Origin of the sequence: Brevibacillus sp. JNUCC-41, assembly GCF_014844095.1 — a bacterium.
Taxonomy (GTDB): Bacteria; Bacillota; Bacilli; order Bacillales; family DSM-1321; genus Peribacillus; species Peribacillus aracenensis.
In genome coordinates this window covers 3,195,459-3,218,435 of record NZ_CP062163.1, presented here as the reverse complement: position 1 = coordinate 3,218,435, position 22,977 = coordinate 3,195,459, and the positions used below count along the sequence as shown (strand labels likewise).

The 22,977-nt window shown below is 40.1% G+C and carries 26 protein-coding genes and 2 riboswitches; of the genes, 12 read left to right on the top strand and 14 right to left on the bottom strand.

What is annotated here, in order from left to right; all coding sequences use genetic code 11:
* Positions 1 to 67: 67 nt before the first annotated feature.
* Positions 68 to 556: a M15 family metallopeptidase gene (locus JNUCC41_RS15660; protein WP_192208185.1), complete on the bottom strand. Its 489-nt coding sequence runs from the start codon at positions 554 to 556 to the stop codon at positions 68 to 70.
* Positions 557 to 681: 125 nt separating this feature from the next.
* Entirely contained in the window at positions 682 to 1,164 is a 483-nt protein-coding gene (locus tag JNUCC41_RS15655; protein ID WP_192203800.1) for a DinB family protein, read from the bottom strand.
* A gap of 211 nt (positions 1,165 to 1,375) precedes the next feature.
* Here JNUCC41_RS15655 and JNUCC41_RS15650 point away from each other — a divergent pair, with 211 nt between their 5' ends.
* Entirely contained in the window at positions 1,376 to 3,193 is a 1,818-nt protein-coding gene (locus JNUCC41_RS15650) for an ABC transporter ATP-binding protein (RefSeq protein WP_228467345.1), read from the top strand.
* Positions 3,194 to 3,246: 53 nt separating this feature from the next.
* On the opposite strand, the gene JNUCC41_RS15645 is transcribed toward JNUCC41_RS15650, so the two are convergent.
* Positions 3,247 to 3,948, bottom strand: coding sequence for a GDSL-type esterase/lipase family protein (locus tag JNUCC41_RS15645; protein ID WP_192203799.1), 702 nt, complete (start codon positions 3,946 to 3,948; stop codon positions 3,247 to 3,249).
* A 217-nt stretch (positions 3,949 to 4,165) separates the two neighbouring features.
* On the opposite strand from JNUCC41_RS15645, the gene JNUCC41_RS15640 reads away from it, so the two are divergent.
* Positions 4,166 to 4,672, top strand: a complete 507-nt coding sequence (locus JNUCC41_RS15640; protein ID WP_192203798.1) for a GNAT family N-acetyltransferase — start codon at positions 4,166 to 4,168, stop codon at positions 4,670 to 4,672.
* Between the two features lie 68 nt (positions 4,673 to 4,740).
* Here the strand turns inward: JNUCC41_RS15640 and JNUCC41_RS15635 are convergent, their stop codons facing one another.
* Together JNUCC41_RS15635 and JNUCC41_RS15630 are read right to left on the bottom strand one after the other, a co-directional pair.
* On the bottom strand, positions 4,741 to 4,935 hold the full coding sequence (locus JNUCC41_RS15635) for an aspartyl-phosphate phosphatase Spo0E family protein (RefSeq protein ID WP_192203797.1): 195 nt from the start codon (positions 4,933 to 4,935) through the stop codon (positions 4,741 to 4,743).
* A gap of 252 nt (positions 4,936 to 5,187) precedes the next feature.
* On the bottom strand, positions 5,188 to 5,376 hold the full coding sequence (locus JNUCC41_RS15630; protein WP_192203796.1) for a Fur-regulated basic protein FbpA: 189 nt from the start codon (positions 5,374 to 5,376) through the stop codon (positions 5,188 to 5,190).
* A 176-nt stretch (positions 5,377 to 5,552) separates the two neighbouring features.
* A riboswitch (SAM riboswitch) is annotated at positions 5,553 to 5,657 on the bottom strand.
* 155 nt (positions 5,658 to 5,812) lie between these two features.
* A riboswitch (TPP riboswitch) is annotated at positions 5,813 to 5,918 on the top strand.
* 90 nt (positions 5,919 to 6,008) lie between these two features.
* Here JNUCC41_RS15630 and tenA point away from each other — a divergent pair.
* Genes tenA through thiE form a run of 5 tightly spaced genes read left to right on the top strand, consistent with a single transcriptional unit; the run spans position 6,009 to position 9,423 of the window.
* Positions 6,009 to 6,698 (top strand): thiaminase II, encoded by a 690-nt coding sequence (gene tenA / locus JNUCC41_RS15625; protein ID WP_192203795.1) that lies wholly within the window; start codon positions 6,009 to 6,011, stop codon positions 6,696 to 6,698.
* Positions 6,699 to 6,701: 3 nt separating this feature from the next.
* The gene (gene thiW, locus JNUCC41_RS15620; protein ID WP_192208183.1) at positions 6,702 to 7,223 is read left to right on the top strand and encodes an energy coupling factor transporter S component ThiW; all 522 of its coding nucleotides are present in this window, start codon (positions 6,702 to 6,704) and stop codon (positions 7,221 to 7,223) included.
* The gene (gene thiD, locus JNUCC41_RS15615) at positions 7,192 to 7,998 is read left to right on the top strand and encodes a bifunctional hydroxymethylpyrimidine kinase/phosphomethylpyrimidine kinase (RefSeq protein ID WP_192203794.1); all 807 of its coding nucleotides are present in this window, start codon (positions 7,192 to 7,194) and stop codon (positions 7,996 to 7,998) included. Before thiW ends, thiD begins: the two co-directional genes overlap by 32 nt.
* Positions 7,995 to 8,810, top strand: a complete 816-nt coding sequence (gene thiM / locus JNUCC41_RS15610) for a hydroxyethylthiazole kinase (protein ID WP_192203793.1) — start codon at positions 7,995 to 7,997, stop codon at positions 8,808 to 8,810. Before thiD ends, thiM begins: the two co-directional genes overlap by 4 nt.
* Positions 8,791 to 9,423, top strand: coding sequence for a thiamine phosphate synthase (gene thiE, locus JNUCC41_RS15605; RefSeq protein ID WP_192203792.1), 633 nt, complete (start codon positions 8,791 to 8,793; stop codon positions 9,421 to 9,423). Before thiM ends, thiE begins: the two co-directional genes overlap by 20 nt.
* A gap of 38 nt (positions 9,424 to 9,461) precedes the next feature.
* On the opposite strand, the gene JNUCC41_RS15600 is transcribed toward thiE, so the two are convergent.
* Positions 9,462 to 10,667, bottom strand: a complete 1,206-nt coding sequence (locus tag JNUCC41_RS15600; protein ID WP_192203791.1) for an MFS transporter — start codon at positions 10,665 to 10,667, stop codon at positions 9,462 to 9,464.
* A 271-nt stretch (positions 10,668 to 10,938) separates the two neighbouring features.
* On the opposite strand from JNUCC41_RS15600, the gene JNUCC41_RS15595 reads away from it, so the two are divergent.
* The 3 genes from JNUCC41_RS15595 (at position 10,939) to JNUCC41_RS15585 (ending at position 14,431) form a co-directional block, all read left to right on the top strand.
* Complete coding sequence (locus JNUCC41_RS15595; RefSeq protein ID WP_192203790.1) at positions 10,939 to 12,426, top strand: aldehyde dehydrogenase family protein; 1,488 nt, start codon at positions 10,939 to 10,941, stop codon at positions 12,424 to 12,426.
* 358 nt (positions 12,427 to 12,784) lie between these two features.
* Positions 12,785 to 14,017, top strand: coding sequence for an aminopeptidase (locus JNUCC41_RS15590; protein ID WP_192208182.1), 1,233 nt, complete (start codon positions 12,785 to 12,787; stop codon positions 14,015 to 14,017).
* A gap of 246 nt (positions 14,018 to 14,263) precedes the next feature.
* Positions 14,264 to 14,431 (top strand): hypothetical protein, encoded by a 168-nt coding sequence (locus JNUCC41_RS15585; RefSeq protein ID WP_179086028.1) that lies wholly within the window; start codon positions 14,264 to 14,266, stop codon positions 14,429 to 14,431.
* 124 nt (positions 14,432 to 14,555) lie between these two features.
* Here the strand turns inward: JNUCC41_RS15585 and cspC are convergent, their stop codons facing one another.
* On the bottom strand, positions 14,556 to 14,756 hold the full coding sequence (gene cspC / locus JNUCC41_RS15580; protein ID WP_010331195.1) for a cold shock protein CspC: 201 nt from the start codon (positions 14,754 to 14,756) through the stop codon (positions 14,556 to 14,558).
* Between the two features lie 278 nt (positions 14,757 to 15,034).
* Between cspC and JNUCC41_RS15575 the strand changes: the two genes are divergently transcribed.
* Positions 15,035 to 15,295 (top strand): hypothetical protein, encoded by a 261-nt coding sequence (locus JNUCC41_RS15575; protein WP_192203789.1) that lies wholly within the window; start codon positions 15,035 to 15,037, stop codon positions 15,293 to 15,295.
* A gap of 33 nt (positions 15,296 to 15,328) precedes the next feature.
* On the opposite strand, the gene JNUCC41_RS15570 is transcribed toward JNUCC41_RS15575, so the two are convergent.
* From JNUCC41_RS15570 to JNUCC41_RS15560, 3 genes are all read right to left on the bottom strand, one after another.
* Complete coding sequence (locus JNUCC41_RS15570; RefSeq protein WP_228467344.1) at positions 15,329 to 15,943, bottom strand: YdcF family protein; 615 nt, start codon at positions 15,941 to 15,943, stop codon at positions 15,329 to 15,331.
* A gap of 87 nt (positions 15,944 to 16,030) precedes the next feature.
* The gene (locus JNUCC41_RS15565) at positions 16,031 to 16,816 is read right to left on the bottom strand and encodes a serine hydrolase (RefSeq protein ID WP_192203788.1); all 786 of its coding nucleotides are present in this window, start codon (positions 16,814 to 16,816) and stop codon (positions 16,031 to 16,033) included.
* A gap of 172 nt (positions 16,817 to 16,988) precedes the next feature.
* A complete protein-coding gene (locus JNUCC41_RS15560; RefSeq protein ID WP_098371233.1) occupies positions 16,989 to 17,156 on the bottom strand; it encodes a YezD family protein in 168 nt (55 codons plus the stop codon).
* Between the two features lie 504 nt (positions 17,157 to 17,660).
* On the opposite strand from JNUCC41_RS15560, the gene JNUCC41_RS15555 reads away from it, so the two are divergent.
* Positions 17,661 to 19,049 (top strand): amino acid permease, encoded by a 1,389-nt coding sequence (locus JNUCC41_RS15555; RefSeq protein WP_192203787.1) that lies wholly within the window; start codon positions 17,661 to 17,663, stop codon positions 19,047 to 19,049.
* 41 nt (positions 19,050 to 19,090) lie between these two features.
* On the opposite strand, the gene JNUCC41_RS15550 is transcribed toward JNUCC41_RS15555, so the two are convergent.
* The 4 genes from JNUCC41_RS15550 to JNUCC41_RS15535 all read right to left on the bottom strand — a co-directional run bounded on the left by JNUCC41_RS15550 (position 19,091) and on the right by JNUCC41_RS15535 (position 22,634).
* On the bottom strand, positions 19,091 to 20,065 hold the full coding sequence (locus JNUCC41_RS15550; protein ID WP_192203786.1) for an aldose 1-epimerase: 975 nt from the start codon (positions 20,063 to 20,065) through the stop codon (positions 19,091 to 19,093).
* Positions 20,066 to 20,293: 228 nt separating this feature from the next.
* Positions 20,294 to 20,593, bottom strand: a complete 300-nt coding sequence (locus JNUCC41_RS15545; RefSeq protein WP_192203785.1) for a YxcD family protein — start codon at positions 20,591 to 20,593, stop codon at positions 20,294 to 20,296.
* Positions 20,581 to 21,015 carry a hypothetical protein gene (locus JNUCC41_RS15540; protein ID WP_192208180.1) on the bottom strand — a complete coding sequence of 145 codons (435 nt, stop codon included), beginning with the start codon at positions 21,013 to 21,015 and terminating at the stop codon, positions 20,581 to 20,583. Before JNUCC41_RS15540 ends, JNUCC41_RS15545 begins: the two co-directional genes overlap by 13 nt.
* Positions 21,016 to 21,215: 200 nt before the next feature.
* The gene (locus JNUCC41_RS15535; protein ID WP_342615295.1) at positions 21,216 to 22,634 is read right to left on the bottom strand and encodes a C40 family peptidase; all 1,419 of its coding nucleotides are present in this window, start codon (positions 22,632 to 22,634) and stop codon (positions 21,216 to 21,218) included.
* Positions 22,635 to 22,977: the final 343 nt, after the last annotated feature.

Below are 22,977 nucleotides of genomic sequence, written 5' to 3'. Positions count from 1 at the left end.
CAATTCACATGCTTATTTTCCTGCTTTAAGTCAAAATTTATGCGGCATACATAGAAACCATCCACTATCACTGCGCTTTTGGCCGCTTGCCTTGTTGCAGCTCACGCAGGTTCAAGCCAAATGTCATTTGTAAATGCGGATAATCCTTGAACCCAGCCCAATCCCCACCCCAATCAAAACCTAACCCTTTAGCGATGGTTACAACTTCCATCCAATCCGGCTTTCCATTATCGTTGCCGTCATAATTCATATCCCAAATAGCCTCGCCTTGTTTGTTAAGGAGGGCAAAATCTATCGCCAAACCGAAATTATGCAGAGACTCGCCACCTCTTGCATTCGTTACGATGTTGCCCGAGCCTGATCTGCCCTTTTCATAGAGTTCATTTTGCTCGGCTACAGACCGGAACCCTGCCGTAATGATAATCGGGATGCCTTTGTCATTAGCCAGTTGAATGAGCTCGTCTTTTTTTTCGGCGACGATCGGATTCAGCTCGTCAGTCAGTTCGATTTCATCTAGATCAGGCGGAAGCATATACTTGAACAAGAGCCCTAGCATCAATCCGAAAAAGCCCAATACCAAACATGTCCTTACCCAAGTGGCTTTCACTGAAAAATCCTTCCTTTACGAATATCTGTCCGAAAATGAAAAACTCAACCAAAGACGGATGAGTTTTTCTTCTATTATAACTTTGCTTTCAATTCTTCAATTTGTAATAAATGCCGTTTTTCATGCAGTCCCACAAATGGGATCCATTGCTTCAAGCTTAAATCTTTAAACAAAGGGTGTGGAAAAGATTTTTGTTCGAGATCAATTTCCTTTACATCGTCAACGACCCGTACAAAAGCTTTTCGGGATTCGGACAACTTTTCCTTAATCTCACTCAAAGTTTGGTATGATTCTGACGGAATGACAAAGGACGGGGCCTGGACCTTCATTTCACGATTTAAAGTAAGCTCGATCGGTTTATCCACAGCAGGAATGCTATCATCGCTTTTCAATTTATCGGAAATGCCCTTTGTTATGGCCCTCTCCATTAAATATAAATGATCCAAAACCTGCATGATGCTCCATCTTCCTGGTTCAGGATGGGTGTTCAACTGTTCATCCGTTAGACCGATGACCGCATTTAAAAGTTCTTCCCTGACTTTTTCATTTTCATTCACTTTTAGCATCTCCTCTTATCAGCCTCGCTAATCTCCCTTAATTATTCCATGTCCTATATGAACGTGTAAAATAATAATACTTTTTGACTGAAATGAACCGCTTAAAAGTTGTCTATTTTTTGAAAAGCTCTATGATAGTCATAAAGGCAAAATTCATCTAATTCAAATGACTTTCAAAACACCAAGGTTAGTCTAAATAGGAGTGATCGCTATGAGTGGAGGACATATTCCATTCAGCCACAAAGGCCGCAGTACCATGCATGCAATCCCCTCAAAAGGAAGCATATGGTTGATGTTCAAACAAATGTTCAATCGGGTCCCATCGAAGTGGAAGTTTTGCACTTTGGTTTTATGTATCATGCTTTTCATTTCATTGCTTGAGTTCTCCATCCCCCAGTTGACGCAGTTTACGATTGATACAATCATTCCCGAAAAAAGATATGACTCATTAATCTGGATTGGCGCAGGTATTCTTTGTGCTGCCATTTTATTGGCTTTACTGAACTACTTTAACAGCTATATCGTTTCCAAGGTCGGTCAAAAGGCTATTACGGATATACGGAATAGCATGTATGACCATATTCAAACACTGGATATGAAATTCTTTGATAAAAACCGTACTGGTGACTTAATGTCGCGGTTGACCAATGATGTCAATTTACTGCAGCAGCTCATCTCTTCAAGCATGCTTCAAGTCTTGACTGACACGGTGACTTTCATTGCCGTGGCGGTATATATGCTTTTCATTAATTGGAAGCTGACCATTGTCCTTCTTTTTACATTCCCTTTCATGTTCTATATCACAAGGGTATTCGGTAAACGCATCAGGATGTCATTTAGGTCTGTGCAAAGTTCCGCAGGAGACATCAGCAACCAGTTACAGGATTCCATTTCAGGAATGCGGCTCATTCAATCTTTTACAAATGAAGAATTCGAATCAAGGAAGTTTGCGGAGCGTAATCAGGAAAATATGGCTGCAAACCTTAAGTCCGTTCGGCTACGCTCCATGTTCGGTCCGATAATTGATTTATTGAACAATATCGGTCTTGTAGCAGTCATTGTGTTCGGTGCTTGGCAAGTGATGGAAGGTGAATTCACAATAGGGTTAATCGTGGCCTTTCTCGCCTATTTGAGGTTACTGCAGAGTCCCGTTCGCAATTTTAGCCGGGTCATCAGCATTGTCCAGCAATCAGCCGCGGCCTTTGAGCGGATAACTGAAATATTGGAAACCCAACCTGAAATAAGTGACAAGGAAAATGCCATCGAACTCCCTTATATAAAAAGGAAAATTGAATTTCAATGTGTTGATTTTGCGTATGATGAGAGTGTACCTGTCCTCAGCCATTTAAGCCTGTCAATGAAAGCTGGTCAAGTAACTGCTCTGGTCGGCTCCTCTGGCGCTGGAAAATCGACCATCACGAGCCTTTTGATCCGATTTTATGATCCGCAAGATGGCATGATTAAAATGGATGGTCTTGATATCAAGGATGTGTCACTGAAATCATTACGGGGACAAATGGGGATTGTTTCCCAGGATATCATTTTATTCAATGGCTCCATTCGTGATAACATCGTGTATGGCAAACTTGATGCTACAGATGCTGAAATCATCGAATCCACCAAAGCGGCAAATGCGCATGACTTTATCAGTGCCTTTCCTGATGGTTATGATTCTCAGATTGGAGAGCGCGGAGTCAAGCTTTCAGGCGGACAAAAACAGCGCATTGCCATAGCTAGGGCACTTTTGAAAAATCCGCAAATCATCATTCTCGATGAAGCAACGGCGGCCTTGGATACAGAATCCGAACATTTGATCCAGCAAGCATTGTCACGTTTAATGAAAAACCGGACTTCAATAGTAATTGCACATCGTTTATCGACCATTCATGATGCGGATCAAATAATCGTTCTGGAAAAAGGGCAGGTTCATGAAAAAGGAACACATGAACAGTTATTGCTAAACAACGGCAGATACAAGCAACTCCATGACTTGCAGTTCCCTCAACTTAAAGCGATATCAAATTCCTAGCTACTTCTTGGAGGGCAAAAATGCACAGGAAGCCTTCCTGTGCATTTTTGCTTTCATTTGAAATCATAACTTTCCAAAACCCGGTTCGCAATGAGCTGATACCCTTTTTCATTCGGATGTAACTTATCACTGAAATACTCTGTTTTCTTTTTATCTTCAAAAAGATCATTTGTAGGAATGAATAACATCCTTTTATCTTTATCCGCTATTCCCTTTATTGACAGGTTATAATCACGAATGTCCTTTTCAAGTTTTTGATTGTCTTTTATTGGGTTATATAGTCCTACTACCAGAATATCCGCCTTATCGTTTGCCTCTATCAAGGTTGATGTAATCTTTTTGAGATGGTTGATATACTCCTGTTTCCCCTCAATGATTTTTCGGTCACTTATTTTCTCCAAGTCCCCTCCGTTACTATTGATCAAGTCATTCGTTCCAATAAAAACGATGAAAGTATCTGCTTCATCAAGTTTCGTTTTAATGCGGTAATCATCAAGCTGTTTCATCACCCCATCCGTTTCCTGGCCTTTTATACCGTAATTCCAAAAACTCACTTTTTGTTCCGATTGCGGATTATTCAATTCATCCTCAAGGCCTTCTATATATCCTTCCCCATCCTTATCCCCTTTTCCATAGGTTAATGAATCTCCAAAAGCCATCACTCTTTGCACATCTTCCGACTCCGAGGCCTGAAATTCATACGCAGCAAAACATATAACGAGTACTATAATCAATAAACCTGCCAATTTTTTCATTTGGTTCCCCTCTTGTCTCTTTACTAGAAGTATTTAATCTTTTACATACCCAAAAAATCTACAGTCTTAACATAAAAAAATTGTCATATAAAGATTCAAGAGTGTATGATAATATAAAACTTTCAATGGTTTGGGTGTCATTCACCGTCCCTAAAACAAAATACGGGATTACCCTTCATTCTGGAGATTTAATAAATGATAGTTAGGAGTTTAAATCATGGAAGAGCTCATAGAGTTTAGAGAGGCAGGACTATCCGATCTACCCAGAATTGTTGAAATATATAATTCAACAATTGCTTCAAGAATGGTCACGGCAGATACGGAGCCTGTATCCGTCCAATCGAGGGTTAAATGGTTTGAGGAACATCATTCAGAAAGTAGACCGCTATTTATCATTACTATAAAAGGGAAAACTGCTGGATGGATGAGCTTTCAATCCTTCTATGGCCGACCGGCATATAATTCCACTGCCGAAATCAGCATTTATATAGATGATTATTTCCGGGGAAAAGGAATCGGACAAATTTCGATTCAAAAGGCAATTGAATGGAGTCCAAAATTAGGTGTTAAGACTCTATTGGGTTTCATTTTCGCCCACAATACACCAAGCCTTAAGCTTTTTTCCAAATTCGGGTTTGAAGAATGGGCACATTTACCTCAAGTTGCCGAGTTGGATGGAATCGAGCGGGATTTGCTCATTCTTGGTAAACGTGTCGATATGTAATATCATTCTTTAGAGCTATTGCCTTGAGCAGTAGCTTTTTCATATTAATCGAGTGCGAATTGGCTAATTTAAAAATACCTATATGCTTTCTGGAGGTAAAAATGTTCACACTCTCTTTTACTTGTTAACGCATTTAATAGCGTATCCAATTCTTGACTTGCTTGAACAGTTAGCAGACTTGATAAGCCGTAAATTGCTGCCAAGTTGATCATTTCTTTTCTTTTCTCTTCTATTTTTTCTATAGTTACCTTACGGCAAGGCATTATATGCCACCTCCCATTTATTCAATTTTTTTACACTTTCATCATAATGAATCTACTAGTTAAAATCAACTATTTTTCAGAAATTAAATGTGTTATTTTAAAGGTTAAATGTGACAAAATGACTATTATTTCTGTAATTATGTATATTTTGTGTCATTTTCTATTAAACGCAAAAAAGCATCCACTAGTGTAGACTGTGAATGCTTACATCATATCTCTTATCCAAGAACCCAAACTATAGTCCATCGTTTACTATGTCATCCATTCAGAAGGTGACTCGGTATTTGGTTTATTTATAACAATCTTATATTCATCTTCAAGTACTTTTAATGGGGCATCATAAAGGTGCCTTTCATCAGAGGTTTTGTATACTCCATTGGCCAATAACTCTTCAATAAGCTTTGCCTTCCTCTGTTCGATCCTCTTAAATAATTCTGCCATGTAAATGGCTCCTTTCCTAGTCATCCTAGAGCCTGCTTCTAGTTAGCTAATCTTTATCAACTTGTTTTATTTTCACCAAATTATATATACCTTTTCTATTATGTCACTAAACGTTATTTCCCAAAAATAAAAGCCCCTTCTAATTCAAGAAGAGGCTGACAGTGTCCGTACGGCTCTTCTTATCTTCCAAGCATATGCTTGTTGGATTTAGCACAGTTCCCAAAACGGGTCCGCTGCCGAGGTTTCTTTGGGCCAAGTCCCTCCACCTCTCTGGATAAGAAATCGATATATAAATGATGTAGACATGATTTTATCCTAATAACCATCAAAAGTCAATTACCTGGTTCTCCCTTTTTTCCTGGACAAAATGGTCCCTCTTTAAATGCGGGTTGCATTTTCTTGTCTTTCTGATATGATGTCAGTAATTACATACAATTCACACCACTAGGGGAGTCTTTTTTTAAGACTGAGATGGAATTAGTTCCGGACCCTTTGAACCTGAACCGGCTCATACCGGCGGAGGGAAGTGGATGATATCGTCCATTTTCAGACTATATCCATCTACCCCGTTCCGTATTCAGGAACGGGGTTTTTTCATTAACAAAGGGATCCATTCTAAAGGAGGATGAACAATGGAGAATGTTAAATTAGAAACATTCAGTGATAGACTACATGCACGGTCAAAAGAGATTTGGAAAAGGAACCATTCACATCCCTTCGTCCAGGCAATTGGAAATGGTACGCTTCCTGAAAAGAAATTTGCCTATTACCTGAAGCAGGACTATATCTATCTCATGGATTATTCCAAGCTCTTTGCTTTAGGTGTAATCAAAGCTCATAACATCGAAACCATGGCAAAGTTTGCGAGTATTTTAAATGAAACCCTTCAAGTGGAAATGGATATTCATCGGCATTATGCTTCCGAATTCGGGATCACTTCCAAGGAATTGGAAGATACAGAACCTACTCCAACGACTCTAGCCTATACAGGCTACATGCTAAATGCAGCTCAGCATGGGACTTTGGCAGACTTGATCGCCTGTCTCCTGCCCTGCGCTTGGGATTATTATGAAATCGGTTTGCTACTAAAAGAACAAAATGGAGCATCATTGGAAAACAATCGCTACTCAGATTGGATAAGGTCCTATTCATCTCCTGAATTTGGGGAAGCACACAAATGGCTGATCGCTTTGTTGGAAGAGTTGACGGAAGGCATGCCAGAAAAGGAACTTCTTAGATTAGAAAAGCACTTTTTGGTTACTTCCCGATATGAATATTTATTCTGGGATATGGTTCATAATGAGCAAGATTGGCCGCTGTAGATGATGAATCCTGTCAAGAAACTGACGTTGACTGCCATGATCACGGCAATTACGACGCTGACCAGTTCATTTATTTTCATTCCTGCAGGATTTGCAAAGGTCTTTCCTATTCAGCATCTGGCAAATGTCCTGACGGCTGTTCTATTGGGGCCAGCTTATGCAGTGACACAAGCTTTTTTAGTTTCCATCATTAGAAACATGTCTGGTACCGGTTCAATTTTCGCCTTTCCCGGTAGCATGATCGGTGCACTTTTGGCCGCAATCCTTTATCGAAAAACACAAAGCTTAAAATTCGCTTGTTTAGGGGAAGTGATCGGGACCGGCATTATCGGTTCCCTAGCCTGTTATCCACTTGCCCTCCTCCTATTGGGAGAAAAAGCTGCTCTTTTTGGTTTTTTACCGGCTTTTATGCTCAGTTCATTCGCTGGTGCGATTTTAGCTTTCATATTACTTAAAATACTTCTAAAAAATACTTATATGAAGGGGTTTTTTTATGAAAACAGCATTAACCATCGCAGGCTCTGATTCAGGGGGCGGGGCTGGAATCCAAGCGGATTTAAAAACATTTTCTGCACATGGTGTCTTTGGCATGTCTGCCATCACAGCCGTAACCGCACAAAATACAATGGAAGTCCGTTCAGTACAGCCAATTGAAACAGCTATCATATCAGATCAAATTGCAGCTATCTTTGAAGATATTACTGTCGACGCAGTAAAAATAGGCATGCTTGGATCAAAAGAAATCGTGGAAACTGTCGCTGCGTCCCTTAAAACCTTCTTGCCTGCCATCGTTATCCTTGACCCTGTCATGATTTCCAAAAGCGGTCATCATTTGCTCGACGATAAGGCTGTCTCTGCCTTAAAAATGGATTTGCTTCCGCTTGCAACACTTGTAACCCCTAATGTACCGGAAGCGGAAGTACTTACTGGTTTGTCGATTCGAACGGAACAAGATTTCTACAAAGCATGCATTTCAATACAAGAAATGGGTCCCAAAGCCGTTTTACTTAAAGGAGGCCATGCAGCTGGAAATCCAAATGATCTTTTTTATGATGGGACTGACTTCCAATGGATCGAGGGGGAGCGCATTCATACTAAGAACACTCATGGCACGGGCTGTACCCTATCATCCGCCATTACATCAAACCTGGCAAATGGGCTGCCATTGCAAGAGTCGATCGAAAAGGCCAAGACCTATATTTCTGACGCGATACGCAATAGCTTTTCAATCGGTAAAGGTCATGGACCTGTCCATCATTTTCATTCATTTTCAAAAAAAGAACGGAGTGAATTAATATGAAGGTTTCTGCAGCCGATTTATTCGTGAAGGTAAAAGAAAGAAAACCACTCATTCACCAAATCACCAACTTTGTTACGGTCAACGACTGTGCAAATGCCACCCTTGCCATCGGTGGTTCACCAGTAATGACTTCGAGCCCAAGAGAAGTGGCGGATATGGTCAAATTAGCAGATGCATTGGTTTTGAATTTCGGTACGATCGATGATAAAGCCTTGGAAGCAATGGAGATTGCCGGTAAGACGGCAAATACCATGGAGATCCCGGTCATCTTGGACCCGGTGGGAGTTGGTGCCACCCCCTATCGTACAGAGCAGGTCAAAGAGCTCCTTAGTAAGGTTACTTTCCAAATCATTCGCGGGAATGCGAGTGAGATTCTTTCATTGATGGGCGGGGATACCGTTACACGCGGGGTGGATTCGGGGGAACTAGCGATTAGCCATGCAGAGCTGGCTGCACAAGCAGCTAATAAATTGAATAGCATCGTCGTGGTCAGCGGAGCAAAGGATGCAGTCAGCGATGGAAAACATACGTCCATCATCGACAATGGAAACCTCCTTTTAACTAATGTTACAGGTACCGGTTGCATGTCCACCGCTCTTATCGGCACTTTTTCCGGAGTCACCGACGATTTCTATTCTGCGGCAATTGCCGGAATCTCAACCATGAGCATTTCAGGGGAACTAGCTGCTGCAAACCTTCAAAAAGATGAAGGAACAGGAACGTTTCGTGTGCGATTAATCGATGCAATATCAAGAATGGATAGGGAAATCTGGATGGATGAGGTGAAAATGAATGAAGAAGTCCCAAATTGATTTAAGCTTGTATTTAGTTACGAAAGAGTCCATAGCATTAGAAAAATTGACCGAAATCATTGCAGAATCGGTTTCAGGAGGAGTCTCAATCGTACAACTTAGGGAGAAAAACAATTCCTCCCTTTCCTTTTATAAAAAAGCTTCTGCATTGAAACAGTTATTGAACGAGCTGTCCATTCCCCTTATCATCAACGACCGGGTGGATATAGCACTTGCGGTTGGAGCGGACGGAATTCATATTGGGCAAGATGACCTTCCTCTGACTGTCGTCAAACAAATGGTTCCTGAAGATATGATTGTCGGTGTATCTGTCTCCACACTTGAAGAAGCTCACGAAGCCGAACGAAATGGAGCAGACTATATCGGAGTCGGTTCCGTTTTCCCTACAAAGACCAAACAAGATGCAACCCTGATGGCCATTGGGGATCTGGAGGAAATTTGCCGCAGCGTATCCATTCCCGCCGTAGCCATCGGGGGTATCACTGCAGATAACATATCCGCTCTTTCTGATAGCGGGCTATCAGGTACCGCTGTCGTATCGGCGATCATGAATGCAGAAAGTCCGAAGAGCGCCTCCGAATCACTTTTAAAAATCATAAAAGACTTTACTTAATGAAAAGAGGGGACTGATTACAGTCCCCTTCCTTTTGTTCATGTCAAAACGGTATTCTTTGTTTCCTTCCCAAAAGCTACGGCAATCGCACCCACTAGTATAGCGATTGTAAAAATGGTAAAAATCGAGGATATAGGGGTGTCTGCTGCAACTAAATACCCTACAAGCAACGGACCCAGTACACCGCCAATCCTCCCGATTCCTGCAGCTAACCCAGCACCTGTACCACGAACTGCTGTTGGATACTGCTCAGGTGTATATGCATATAGTGCACCCCACGCCCCCAGATTGAAGAAAGATAGAAACATCCCGGAAACTATCAGCAGTGCCAGCCCCTCTGATGATCCAAAGAAAAAGGCACTGACGGCCGTTCCAATTAAGTATGTGATCAAAACGAATTTACGTCCCATCTTCTCTATCAGCCATGCAGCTGAAAAATAGCCCGGAAGCTGTGCAAGCGTCATGATCAAAACATATTCAAAGCTTTGAATCATGCTGAAGCCTTTTAAGACCATCACACTTGGCAGCCATAAAAACATCCCATAATAAGAAAAGACCACGCAAAACCATAGAATCCACAATACAAGGGTCTGACGGGAGTATTCCTTTTTCCAGACACTTTTCATATTGGTTAATACAGATGGCCTCTGCTTTTTTTCTAGTTCCGTATACTTCGGTGAATCCGGCAGTTTCAAGCGCAGATACAGAGCATATAAAGCTGGAACTGCGCTCAATAACAATGCAACGCGCCAACCATAAGCCGGAATGATGAAATAGGAGATGAGTGCTGCCAAAATCCAGCCAACCGCCCAAAAACTTTCAAGAAGGACAACAACCCTTCCCCTTTTACTTGCTTCAACACTTTCAGAAACCAATGTCGAGGCAACCGGAAGTTCTCCTCCAAGTCCCATGCCAATCAAAAATCGCAATATCAAGAACAAACTGAGTGTACTGACTGCTGCAGACAGGCCACTTGCGATTGAAAACAATAATAATGTAATGATAAAGACATTCTTCCGTCCGACCCTGTCAGCCATCGCACCAAAGAATACGGCTCCTACAGCCATTCCGATAGAGTTTATGCTCCCAATCCAGCCAACCTGCTCACTGGTTAAGTTCCAGTCCTGTTTCAAAGCAACAATGATGAAAGAAAGCATACCGACATCAAGTGCATCGAACATCCATCCGAGACCCGCAACGCCTAGTATCTTACGTTGCGATATCATTTTCGCATCATTTCCCATATATTCCTCCTGAAGAACTTTAGACCTTCTTGTTATTTTATCCTTATTCATTTTAACTATTAACTTTCATTTTTGCTATAGTATTTACACATGTCATGACAAAATAATACTTCATTTTTTTTATGATGAAGATATCTTGAATATTATGTCGAATGATATAGATTGAATATTCGTATTTTTTCATTTATCATAAAAATTGGCATAAATCATAGCGTTAACAATAAGTCATCATGTTCTGCCCAAGATAATCATTTTATTCAGGAGGGTAATTATGACAAATCTAACGTTAGAAGTAAGTGGAAAGCTGCAAAAATTTTTAACAGGACCAAAAAAGCTCTATATTAATGGTCAGTTTGTAGAAAGTGCTTCAAAAAAAACCTTCTCCACACCCAATCCTGCTACAGGACAAAAACTTGCCGATGTTTATGAAGCTGATAAAGAAGATATCGACTTAGCCGTCAAGGCTGCACGCAAAGCATTCGATGAGGGGCCTTGGTCTAGAATGAGTGCAGCTTCACGCAGTAGGCTAATGTATAAACTTGCCGATTTAATGGAAGAAAATAAAACCGAACTTGCTCAATTGGAAACGTTGGATAATGGTAAACCAATCAGTGAAACTACCAATGCCGACATTCCTTTAGCTATAGAACATATGAGATATTTTGCCGGCTGGTCCACCAAGATTGTCGGACAGACCATTCCAGTAAGCGGAAATTACTTTAACTACACAAAACACGAGGCGGTTGGTGTTGTCGGCCAAATCATCCCATGGAACTTTCCGCTTCTTATGGCAATGTGGAAACTGGGAGCGGCACTTGCTACAGGTTGTACGGTTGTATTAAAGCCTGCTGAACAAACTCCGCTTTCCGCGCTTTACCTGGCTGAATTATTGGCTGAAGCCGGTTTCCCTGATGGGGTCGTCAATATCGTTCCCGGTTTTGGTGAAACCGCTGGACAAGCACTTGTCGACCATCCGCAAGTAAATAAAATTGCATTTACCGGTTCGACCGAAGTTGGAAAACTGATCATGCGCTCCGCTTCATATTCATTGAAACGGGTCACATTGGAACTAGGAGGGAAATCGCCAAACATCATCCTGCCTGATGCGGATTTCTCAAAAGCCATCCCTGGTGCTTTGAATGGGGTCATGTTTAACCAAGGGCAGGTATGCTGTGCCGGTTCCAGGGTTTATATCCAAAAGAAGCATTATGATAACGTAGTTGCCGATATGGCAAGCCATGCAAAAAACATCAAACAAGGGGTAGGTTTAGATCCAAGTACACAAATTGGACCGCTTGTTTCCGAGGAGCAGCAAAATCGAGTAATGGGCTATATTGAAAAAGGGAAAAACGAGGGTGCGGAAGTACTTGTCGGCGGAAATAAACCGGGTGAACAAGGCTACTTTGTTTCTCCTACTATATTTGCTGGTGTCGAAGAGGATATGACGATAGCCAAAGAAGAGATTTTCGGTCCGGTCATATCGGCAATGCCATTCGAGGATTTAGATGATGTCATTAACCGTGCAAATGCAAGTGAGTATGGATTGGCTGCCGGCTTATGGACCAGCGATATAGCCAATGCCCATTATGTTGCAGGAAAACTCCGTGCAGGTACTGTATGGGTGAACTGTTATAACGCGTTCGACGCAGCTTCCCCTTTCGGCGGTTACAAACAATCCGGAATCGGACGTGAAATGGGATCCTATGCCCTGGACAACTATTCTGAAGTGAAAAGTGTCTGGATTAATTTGGGTAAGTGATTTTTTGACTATTAAGAAAGAGGGTCTCAAAGAGGCCCTCTTTCTTTCAGTCCATTGTTCACTGTTCCAAATAATCAAATTATTCAACTATTCAAACCTTTTCAATAGTCTTTCCCTCGATAATTTTGGTAGAATGCAAGATAGACAAACCGGCTGCTACTTGAGGTGGTTATACGATAATGGTGCCGGGGTTTGTGCTAAAGTGAATGAGCCTTAACTGATTCATTTCAATGCCGGTTATAATGAACTCCTTCGTCTAATACCTATAAGTTTTCACAAACGATGTAAAAAGTTTCTTTTTTATATGACAATTAAGTACAATTATAAATGTAGAAAATGGAAAAGGAGTTTTTGAATGATGAGTGATTTTCAAACGAATTTAGAAAAATATGCAGAACTTGCCGTAAAAGTCGGTGTAAACATCCAACAAGATCAAACCCTGGTCGTAAACACAACATTAGAGGGTGCTGACCTTGTGCGTCTCATTGTAAAAAAGGCTTATGAGAACGGTGCGCGTAATGTCATCGTTAATTGGAATGACGATATCGTTTCACGTACCAAATATGAACTGGCTCCGGATGAAGTGTTCCAAGAGTATCCAAAGTGGCGAGCGGAAGAAACGATCGAACTTGCAGAAAACGGAGCTGCCTATCTATCCGTCATCTCCTCCAGCCCTGACTTATTAAAAGGTGTAAAGCCAGAAAGGATTGCCAACTTCCAAAAAGCATCCGGGACTGCACTGAAGAAGTGGCGTCAGTATATGCAATCCGATAAAGTAAGCTGGTCCATCGTTGCCGTCCCTTCAGAAGCTTGGGCTGATAAAGTATTCCCTGAAGAGGCAGAAGAAAAACGCGTTGATCTGCTATGGGAAGCCATTTTTAAAGCAGTTCGTGTTGATGTGAAGGACCCTGTGGAGGCCTGGAAAAAACACGATGATACCCTGCATGAAAAGGTTGATTATTTAAATGACAAGCATTACCAAAAATTGCATTACACGGCTCCTGGAACAGACCTGACAATCGAGTTACCCGAGAAACACCTATGGGTCGGAGCAGGAAGCATCAACGTACAGGGTCATGAATTCATGGCTAACATGCCTACCGAAGAAGTGTTTACGGTTCCATTGAAAACAGGTGTTAATGGAACGGTTTCCAGTACGAAACCCCTTAGTTACGGCGGCAACATCATTAATAATTTTTCCGTGACCTTTAAGGAAGGACGGATCATTGAAGTAAAAGCAGAGGAAGGGGAAGAAATCCTAAAACAATTGGTTGAAACGGATGAGGGTTCACACTATCTTGGTGAAGTGGCACTTGTTCCATTCAACTCACCGATTTCCCAATCGAATGTTTTATTCTTCAACACATTATTCGATGAAAATGCTTCAAACCATCTCGCTATCGGCAGCTCCTATGCTTTCTGTATTGAAGGCGGAAAAAACATGAGTCCAGAAGAGCTTGCAGAAAATGGACTGAATGAAAGCCTTACACATGTCGATTTCATGATTGGATCAGAGAAAATGAACATCGACGGCATCAAACAGGACGGCACTTCCGAACCTGTCTTCCGTAATGGGGATTGGGCGTTTTAATTAACTGACAGTCTTGAAATCTTCTGATATATAGCCGCGTGATTCCTGAATTACTTAGGAACATGTGGCTGTTTTTTTATGCACCTTTATAATCACCCTCAGGCTTTTAGCTTTTGTACAGCCAAAGTAATTGGACTAGTTCCGTATACATAGCCTGATTTTTCAACCGCAATATATCATTGGAATATCTTGAACACATCTTTCATTCGCAAATATGTTATACTATTAATAAAGAGGGTGGCTAAATTGAGAAGCAATAAGTATAATACTGGTGAAACAGTAACTATCCAGGATACTAATGAATCAGTAACCATTAATAAATGGGCATATGTAAAAAACATGAAGAGATATTCTTACACTGTTAAAGAACATCCAACTACTTTTTTCTTTGAAGAGGAATTAAAAAAAGCTTAATGACAAGTCACTAAAACCCTACTCATTTCAGAGTGGGATTTTTTTCGCTTTCATTTTTTAGCATAATAAAAAACAGACTCCCGTCGAGGAAGTCTGTTCATATCGATTACGATTAATTTAGAAATTAAGCTTTTTGAACGTTAGCTGCTTGAGCTCCACGAGCACCTTGCTCAACGTCGAAAGTTACTTTTTGACCTTCGTCTAAAGATTTGAAGCCTTCGCTTTGGATAGCTGAGAAATGTACGAATACGTCGTCTCCGTTTTCACGTTCGATAAATCCAAAACCTTTTTCTGCATTAAACCATTTAACTGTACCTTGTTCCATTGTTGTTGCCTCCTAGTGCATAACACACATTGTATTACTATTTTTAATCATTTGGAAAATAATCATATCCTCTTCCACAATCAAAAACAATTCTTTATTAGAGTAACATGAATTGATGAAGATAGCAAATTATCCAGTGATATTTTAAAAACAGACTTCAGTTCTTTTCTACTTCCCATTTTCTTTATTTATCCAATTTAATGATTCAGATATTAATAAATGGGTATATCAGAGTAATAAGAAACAGAACCAAGAATGATCAATAAGGAGGTCAATCAATGAAATATTACAAGGTATCCAATAACGGTTTTGACAGTAAGGTAATTGTAGCCTATAGCGGGTATGAGGCACTCGGATATTATTTAATGGAAAGCAATGATCAACTTGGTTTTGTTGATGATATAGATGTGGAAGAAGTGGATGCTGATGAACAAGTCGAGATTTCCTATACGGGTTTTCCCGTTTTTAAGACACTTAAGGAGCTATATCAAGAGAAAGACTTTTGGGAAGTTCCTAATGTTGTCGTGGAAGTTGAGTAAAGAAAGCAACCTCCCATCTTTAGCCACTGGATGTTACCTTCCAATCAACTCTGTTAAATAGTAATTGGTAATTGCAAGATATTCACGGGTATATGATTTCAACAGTGACACTTTTGGTGTTTTTGCCGGCATCCCCTTCAGGTCCAAGCCTTCTTTTCTTGCTATTTCAACTGCCCGGTAGATATGAAAGTCATTGCTTACGATCAATCCTGAAGCTGCTGTATCAGGAATGAGTTCTTTTGAGAAAACAATATTCTCGTGAGTTGTTGTAGATTTGTCTTCCATCATGATGCGCGCTTCTTCAATTCCCTGGGCGATTAGCCCCTGTTGCATTGCTTTCGCTTCCGATATATCTTCCCCCGGTCCTTTGCCGCCAGATACAATGGCCACCGTATGTTTATTGGCCTTTAAATATTCTGCAGCCTTATCAATCCGGTATTGTAAGGATAATGATGGAACCGAACCTTTGACCCTTGCTCCAAGAATAATGAGGTAATCGGCATTTTCAGGAATTTGCTGGTGAATGCTTTCTTGAATTTTCATGTGTAAAAAACCAAAATACCCCAGTAATATAACAACACTCATTACGCCTAATTTCATCGCGCTTTTCAAGGTTTTTCCCCGCTTTATGTTCCTTTCATTTAACATTCTTCACTGACCCCTCTATACCCAAAATCGAAGAGCGTGAATTCCCGAAAGACTTCCCGCACTTCCAAAAATATTCAAACTGACTGTTTATTCTGCAACAATATCATCATATATCAATTTTCCAATTTTACTGATTACTTGACGGCTCTCTTCCTCTGATTTCATATCTTCAGTAAGAACTGCAGCATAGACTGTTTGTGTTTCTGAACGAATGATTGCACAATCATGGGAAACTCCGCGAATTCCGCCAGTTTTGCTTGCTACCTTGACCCCTTTGCCCATCAGTGATGGAAGTTTATCCCTTAATTGTTGATTGTCAAATACACGCAATATTCTTTCTTGGCTTTCTTTCGTTAAAAAGTTTCCTGTATGTATCGCTTTCAGGCAGGTAATCGTATCTTCCGCCGATATGGTATTGTCGCGCCCTTCTTTTAATGCCTTAAAATCCTGCATTTTTCGTTCAAGGACAGTATTTTTCAAACCAAGATCCTTGATGCATTGATTAATTTCCTCAAATCCCAACAGGTTCATCATCATGTTCGTGGATGTATTGTCAGAAACAGTTATCATCAATGTCAATAAATCCTCAACAGTTAAAAATACCTTATTCGATAAGACATGCAGAACCCCAGATCCCCCTGTCACTTCATTAGGCGGGATGGTCACTGGTTGATTCAAATAGATTTCCTTTTGTTCACTTTGACGATAACCTTCGATGATCATCGGTATTTTGATAAGACTCGCTGATTGAAAGGATTCATTCTCGTGGTATCCAATCGTTTCCCCATGACCATTTTCAATTTTATATGCGATTTTCCCATTAAATGTTTCAATTAATGCCAAGATATCATGTTCTATAGTTTGTAAGGTCATCTATTTCCTGTTCCTCCCTTAGATATCATGTAAACCTCTATACAAAACTCCCTTATCCCCTAACTTATTCTACCATGTTGAATGCAGTACAATCTTCTTCTAAATGCCAATTCAATAATTTTTTGCATAAAAAAGAGCCTTCATATCGAAAGCCCCGTTACTAACGGAATATTCATCTGGATTTAACTGCCCTGCCCTTCACTAATGGGAATCGTTTCTTTTCGGTTGTATCCACCTGTGTGATTTCACCATCATGTATGGTTATTATCACGGATCCATATTGCAGATCTTCCAAGCTTGAAATGATATGCCTGATTTTCAATTCTTCTTTCTTTTCCATGATATCTCCCCTTCACTACTGGTAATAAAGTTTCGTTTCATGCCTACTGTTTAAAGCGCACGTACGCTTCCCGCTTTCCATGTTTTCTTGAGGAAGTTGGTTTACCTATCATATCCTCACATTACTTTCCGTATAAGAATAACCAGTTAATAGGAACTCCAGATTCCCCTCCCCTCACTAATAAAAGGTAAAAGGCACCCGCCATCTAACAGAAGTAGATGTAAGGGTGCCTTTAGTTGACTAATCGGCAATATTTAGGAGTTGCATATGTTATTGAAAAATACAATCAAAAGGGAAATCACATTATTCTTACCAACTAACTTGGTATTTACTAATATAATCCAATTCCCTCGTTTTGTCAATACGAATTATAATTTTCTGATTAGTCTGCGTTTTACATTTTACTTATTTACCACTTTACCAAACTAAACTATTTGAGATATACTATTTTAGTATAAGTTGTCGGTATAAACACACACTGTATTTAAGAAAGGTTCGATATAAATGGTAAATAAAAAATGGGGTTTATTGATTTTGACCACATTCGTTATTGGGAATATGGTCGGCGGCGGAATTTTCATGCTCCCTGCTCAATTAGCACAGGTATCCAGTCCATTAGGGGCCACATTGGCATGGATCGTTACTGGACTGGGAGTTTTTCTAATAGCTTTGGTGTTTGGTAACCTGGCAGTGCGGAAACCTGATTTGAAAGCTGGACCGCAAAGTTATGCTCAATCATTATTTAAATCCCCTGCTAAAGGAAGGGTTTCAGGGTATAGCATGGCTTGGGGCTATTGGGCTGCGAATTGGGCTGCGACAGCTTCTGTCATCATTTCATTTGCTGGTTACCTATCAACGTTTTTCCCGGTGATGCATAGTGCGAAAGTAATTTATACAGCCGGTTCGTTTCAACTTGAACTAGGTAAAGCATTAACGTTTGCGGTATGTTCCATTGCCCTTTGGGGGATTCAGGCAATCTTGGTAAGAAGTTTTAACAGCGCTGGGAAAATGAATCTTTTTGCTACGGTTACCAAAGTGCTTGGATTCTTATTTTTCATCATTATCACGATTTTCATCTTCGATACTTCCAACCTAGGGAACGGGGCTGAATTTTATGATAAGGCGGGATCTGCAATCTCTTTAGGTGATCAAGTGAATGCTGCTGCAATTTCAACATTATGGGCTTTCATCGGTATTGAAGCTGCCGTCATGCTGTCAAACCGCGCCAAGTCACAAAATGATGTAAAGAAAGCGACGATCCTAGGTTTACTTATCGCTGTTGCCATTTATATCGGCATTACTTTATTGACGATGGGTGCCATATCGCAAGACGATTTGAAAATATCTCAAAAACCGCTTGTTGACGCATTGCAAGCTGTAGTTGGTTCAAGCGGTACGTATTTAATGGCTGCTCTTGCCGTCATTTCCTTATTGGGATCTACAATCGGATGGATTGTCGTTGCATCAGAGGTTCCTTACCAGGCAGCGAAATCAGACCTGTTTCCGGCCTATTTTGCGAAAGCGAACAAAAATGGCACACCCGTCCGTTCTATGACAATAACAAATATCATGACACAGATATTCTTATTCTCCACTATTTCGGGTACGATTTTGGAAGCTTATCAATTCTCGATGATCGTCGCTACACTCGCTTACTTGATCCCGTATCTTGCTTCGGTTCTGTATCAATTGAAGTTAGTCATGACTGGGGAAACCTATGACATCATGAAAGGCTCAAGGGTACGTGATGGCATCATTACCATCCTGGCGTTAATTTACTCGATCTGGGTCATCAAGACAGGTACAGCTGATATGAATACATTCATACTTGGCATAGCCTTATATGTATTCGGAATCGTCCTATACCCATTGTGGATGAGAAAAAAAGCATAACCTTAAACACCTTGGCATCCATAAGTGCCAAGGTGTTTTTTTTATATATCTTTCATAATCAATCTAGTTTTCAGCTGAACCGTTTCCCCTGAGCATAACTCCCGCAATCCAGTCATTTTTGCAGACAAATCCAAATTAGGAGCATTCGTTACCCATGTATATGGTTCAGGACAGACAAACCCCTCCTGGTTGAACAATACCCAAAACTTAAAATGTCGATCGACATGATAGATGACCTGCATTCCAGCCTCTTGGTCAGTAAGTATGCACTCGTTTTCCAGCGCTCTTTCCTCATCATAGCCAAATAGGTCATCAAATAGCCTGCCGTCCAAACTAATACCATTTTGGATTTCCAATGTATTGTCCGTTTCATGAATTGCACCAGTTGGCAATGACCTTTCATTCAACTCCCAATGTTTATTGACAGGAAGTGATATTCTGCAATTCTCCAATTTACTCCCTGTTCCAAATGGGAAATTGAATACAGTATGATAACCTGCTCCCCATGGAAAGGGTTCAATGCCCTTGTTAGTGATTTCCAATTGTATTTCCAATGTTTCTGCCTTTAAAGAGAAAGACATATTCACAGTGATATCTTGTGGAAAGCTGCCTTTTAGATCAAAATCGCTGCTTGAAAATTCAGTATTAATGACGACCGCTTTCCCGTTCACTTCCTTTTTGCAGACTTTCCACGGCTTGTCATGCAAAAAACCATGAATATGATTGGATTTTTTCATTTCATTGATTGGAAACTTATATACAATCCCCTTATATGTAAATTGACCATCTTCAATTCGATTAGGAGGAAACAGGATTGGCATTCCATATAAAATGGGAGCTTTGTTATACTCTTCTACACTATCCGGAGTGCGCAGCAACTCAATATCCTTGTGCTTGTACTTCAACGAAAGCAGATTGCTTCCCAAAGATGGCGCAAGTATCGCTTCCACTTTTTCATTGCCGAACTTTATGGCCTTTTCATTTAAAAAAGTGATATCCTCAATATAACCTTTCACTTTTTCTCCTCCTTTGACTTGAACATATATCAATCCTACTTCCACGGACCATTTTTTGCAACAAATGGAAAATATATAATTTCGAGTTTGTAATAAGCGTTGGTAATCTAGGATTTTGCTTAGTTCGCTTTACTATTTTTCTATTTCTCTTTTATCCTTTTCCTCCGCATAGATCGCCCTGTGCCTTATTAAATAAAAAAAGGATGCCGTTACGGCATCCTTTTTTTATTATCTATTACTTTCACTTACTAAAGCGACTATGCCTTCTTCATCATCCAATACAAGTTCAATACCAGAGTATGGATCTTTATTCAGATATTCATCCAGCCATAAGCGAAGCGCCTCTATCAAGTTGATGGTAATTAACACTTGTTTCCGGCCATCGACGAACGCTTCTGCCGAAAAGCCATAATCATCATCAAACATTAACTCCACTTCTACCTCATTGGGTTGTACCTGCTTTTTACGGGCAATGTAAACACAAACCGCATTGATGATATCTTGTTCGGAAATCTTTAGCCTCTCCATGGGTTTGTATCCTCTTTCTTCTTCTTATCTTTGAAATATGTGAATATTTTACGGATTACAACGATTAATACAACGACCGCTAACACGTTGATTAATAGACCAAGTATAGAACCAAGGGCTCCCATATTGGCGAATAGGCTACCAAAAAGTAAACCTGCCAGTCCACCTAGCATAATTCCTTTCATTAAGCCGCCTTTTGAGAATGTATTTCCAGTCTTGGCTTTATTAGCAGTAGTAGCATCGGACTTCTTCGTTTCTTTATTTTGGAAATTCGATTTGTTATTGTTGTTGCTGTTAAAACTTCTTTTTCCGGACTTGTAACCCCTTGCATCGACTGACTCCGAATGATCTTGGAATACATAAGTGCCGACTGGCGAGAATGCTAGTGTAATTGTAAGTAATGCAGCCATAAATTTTTTCATCATGTTTTTTTGCCTCCGTTTAATAGTATGGAATGTTGATTCTATAAATGTTTTCCCAGATTTACTGAAAGTCCACATCACCTATCCTTGTTTTATCTTATAGTATTTACGTTGAATTTCAAAATAAGTTTCATTTTTTTCGATTTTTTTCAAAAAAAAATAAGCAGGGGCATTTACTCCCCTGCTTACTTAAAGAACGATTAGTTTACACGAACGACACGGCCGTTGAATTTACTTGCCCAATATCCGCTTTCCATATTGGCGATCGCAACACCTGTTGAACTTTGGGAACCGATAAATTTGCCGCCTCCGACATAAATACCGACATGCCCATCAGTTTTATACGTATTGAAAAACACTAAATCTCCAGGTTGCATTTGACTCTTGGATACTTGACGTCCTGCACTCGTCAATGCACCCGTACTTGCTGGAAGGTTCACACCAGCTTGTTTATAAGCCCATGCAACGAATGCTGAACAATCGAATTGACCGTTAGCGATATCGGATGCCGTTCTTCCGCCACCAAATTTATAAGTGGAGTTACCGATATATTTATAACCGGCTGTAATGGCAGAGCCTGTATTTGCACTGCTAGGCTTGCTTGATGTTTCAGTTTTACTTACTGCTGGCTTACTAGCTGCTGCAGGTTTATCAACAGAACTGCTTTTAGATGAATTAGATGATGCTTCACCTTTTGAAGAACCAGATGCTGACGATTCAGCTTTAGAAGCACTTGTTGATTCTTTACTAGAAGAACTTGATGATCCATCATTGGAAGAACTTGATGATCCATCATTGGAAGAATTTGAAGAACTCACTTCTTCAGCAGCACGGTCAAGATCCGCTTTCTCTGCTGCTTTACGTTCTTCCTCTTTTTTGATATTTTCACGAATGGACGCAATTTGTGCTTCTAAACCGGCATCTTTATTCTCTAAAGATTGTTTTAGGGCCTTTGTTTCCGATTCTTTCTTTCCAACGATTTCCTTCATTTTGACAGTTTCAGCTTTTTGATCTTTAATTTGAGATTGCATGCCCTTCAGTTCTACTTCCATATCCTTTAGGCTTTGCAATTTTTTCTCAACAGTCGCTTGTTTTTTTTCTAAGTCAGCTTTATCCGCTTCCTGTTCTCTAAGAATCTGTTGGTCAGCTTCCACGATGGTGGCTACCGCTCCAACACGATTAACGAATTCACCAAAGCTTTTAGAACCTAAAACAACTTCCAGGTACTCAACGTCCCCGCCGCTCTCTTGGAATGAAAGCGCGCGCTCTTTCAAGACTTCCTCGCGTTTTGCGATTCTTTCTTCCAACGCTTTAATTTCTTTCTTTAAAGAATCTATGTCTTTTTCGGTGTCTTTAATTTCTTGTTTAGTATCTTTGATTTTTTGGTCGTTTTCTTTCATTGCCGATTCTATCTGGGCAATTTGGGCATTCATCTTCGTTTGTTCTTTTTTCAATTCCTGAATAACTTGTTCTGCCTCTGAAATATCTGATTGTATTCCCGTGCGTTGTGATTGAATATCCGTGATAGATTCAGCTTTTACAGACGGTATGGCAAAAGCGCTCCCTAATCCAAGCATAATTGTAGTGTTCAATACGATAAGTTTTTTCTTCAAACTCATTTCCCCTGCTTTCCTCCCCTTGCATTTCCATCGACCCACTTCTTTTTCTCTATGAAAAATCATTAGTCAAAATAAATTGCTGGGAACTCTTCTCTATTTTTTTTACTCTTTATGTAATCTTCTAACGTTGTGATTATATTAAATACATTTCTTAAACTCTACTATGTTTTCATCTAAGTCGTAGTATATCATCAGATTTTGTCAAATGCGTAATAACAATATTACAATTATATTTCAATTTTAACATTAAACATAAAAATTCGACTTTTTCTCGTGATATAACATCCAATATCTTACATAACGCTCTTCTTATTTTGATGCAAGACTTTTTATCTAGTGTATG